The organism is Bradyrhizobium sp. P5_C11_2, from assembly GCF_054049755.1.
Window position 1 is genome coordinate 1 of record NZ_JBFULT010000884.1, and the last position, 1,920, is coordinate 1,920.

At 67.1% G+C, this 1,920-nt stretch carries 2 protein-coding genes; both read left to right on the forward strand.

Annotated elements, in window-relative coordinates:
* The first annotated feature begins 5 nt into the window (after positions 1-5).
* Entirely contained in the window at positions 6-500 is a 495-nt protein-coding gene (locus ACXJL8_RS39850; protein ID WP_456623470.1) for a flavin reductase, read from the forward strand.
* A gap of 146 nt (positions 501-646) precedes the next feature.
* Positions 647-1,920, forward strand: a 1,274-nt coding sequence (locus ACXJL8_RS39855) for a molybdopterin-dependent oxidoreductase (protein WP_456686904.1), incomplete at its 3' end; no start/stop codon positions are given.

Here is a 1,920-nt window from a genome sequence, read left to right on the forward strand (position 1 = left end):
CTGCAATGACGAAGATTGGCGGCCAGGACTACCGCGATGCGATGGCGTGCCTCGGCGCGGCGGTCAACATCGTCACGACCGATGGTCGCGCCGGCCGCGCCGGCTTCACCGCGTCGGCCGCGTGCAGTGTCACCGACGATCCGCCGACCCTTTTGGTGTGTTTGAACCGCACGTCATCGGCCTATGCGAGCGTGATACAGAACGGCGTCGTGTGCGTGAATGTGTTGGCGGCGCGGCACGAGCCGCTGTCGCGGCTGTTCGGCGGCAAGGTGCCGGTTCAGGAACGGTTCGCCGCGGCAACGTGGTCGACGCTCGAAACCGGCGCGCCCGTTCTCGCGGACTGCGCGGCTGCGTTCGATTGCCGCATTGCCGATGTCGCCACCGTGGGCACGCATGATGTCCTGTTCTGCCCGGTCGTGGCGCTGAAAAGATCCAGCCGCCCGGACAACCTGATCTATTTCGGTCGCGCCTATCACTCTGTTGGGACGTCCTCCGACTGAAGTTGCCCGTTTGGCCCCGGCCGCCCTGCGTTTCTGTCAGTCCTGATCCCGACGACACGGGAAGGTCGGGTCGGTATACTGGTCCGGCGCATTGCGACGGGAACGGCATTCCTGCCTTCCCCCCGGGCTGGAATAAGGACGTGATGATGAGCGAGACGATTGGCTTCCCCGATCCCGGCCTCGACCTGTCGGACGGCTTCAAGCCGCACACCTCGCACTGGGGCGTGTTCTCGGCGCGTCAAGGCGCGGCCGGGCTCGAGGTCAGGGCCTATGCGGGCGATCCCGATCCGAACGGTATCATCGACAATTTCCCCGGCGCGCTGCGCCACCAGGCGCGCATCGCCCAGCCGGCGATCCGCCGCGGGTGGCTCGAACGCGGTCCCGGTCCCGATGACCGCCGCGGCCGCGATGAATTCGTTTCCGTCAGTTGGGAGAAGGCGCTGGATCTCTTAGGCGACGAGCTGTCGCGCATCCGCGACACACGCGGCCCCGGGGCCGTGTTCGGCGGTTCCTACGGCTGGTCGAGCGCGGGCCGTTTCCATCACGCCCAGAGCCAGGTGCATCGCTTCCTCAACATCGCGATGGGCGGCTATGTGCGCTCGGTGAACACCTATTCCTCGGGCGCGTCCTCGGTGCTGCTGCCGCAGATCTTGGCGGGTTACGAGGACATCACCAAGCGCAACATCACCTGGGAGCAGATCGCGGCCGAGACCGAGATCGTGCTGGCGTTCGGCGGCATGGCGCTGAAAAACTCCATGGTGGCCGGCGGCTCGATCAGCAAGCATGTCGAGCGCGGCGCCATGGACGCGGCGCGCCGGCGGGGCTGCGAGTTCGTTTTGGTCAGCCCGTTGCGGGACGATCTGCCGGTCGAGGCCGGTGCCGAATGGATGCCCTGCTTGCCCGGCACCGACACCGCGCTGATGCTCGGCATCGTCCACACGCTGGTCGCAGACAACATGCATGATCAGGCCTTTCTCGATCGCTACAGCGAGGGCTGGCCGGTCTTCCTGCGCTATCTCACCGGCGAGAGCGACGGGCAGGCAAAGCACGCCGAATGGGCCGCCGCGATCTGCGGCGTTGCTGCGGAGACGATCCGTAAGCTCGCCCGCCGCCTTGCCGGGAAGCGGGCGCTCATCACCGTCTCCCATTCGCTCCAGCGCGCCGAACATGGCGAGCAACCGGTGTGGATGGGCATGGTGCTGGCGGCAGCGCTCGGCCAGATCGGTCTGCCCGGCGGCGGCTACGCCTATTCGTTGGGGGCGATCGGCTATTACGGCCGCCGCGTCAACGACGTGCCGGGGCCGACGCTGGGGCAGGGCCGCAACGGTGTCCGCGATTTCATTCCGGTGGCGCGCATCGCCGACATGCTGCTCAATCCCGGCGCCACCTATCGCTACAATGGCGAGACCCGCACCTATCC

What these genes read in the sequence shown, in the direction of transcription:
- ACXJL8_RS39850 (WP_456623470.1), top strand. Translation starts at nt 6, where the DNA reads ATGACGAAGATTGGCGGCCAGGACTACCGCGATGCGATGGCGTGCCTC.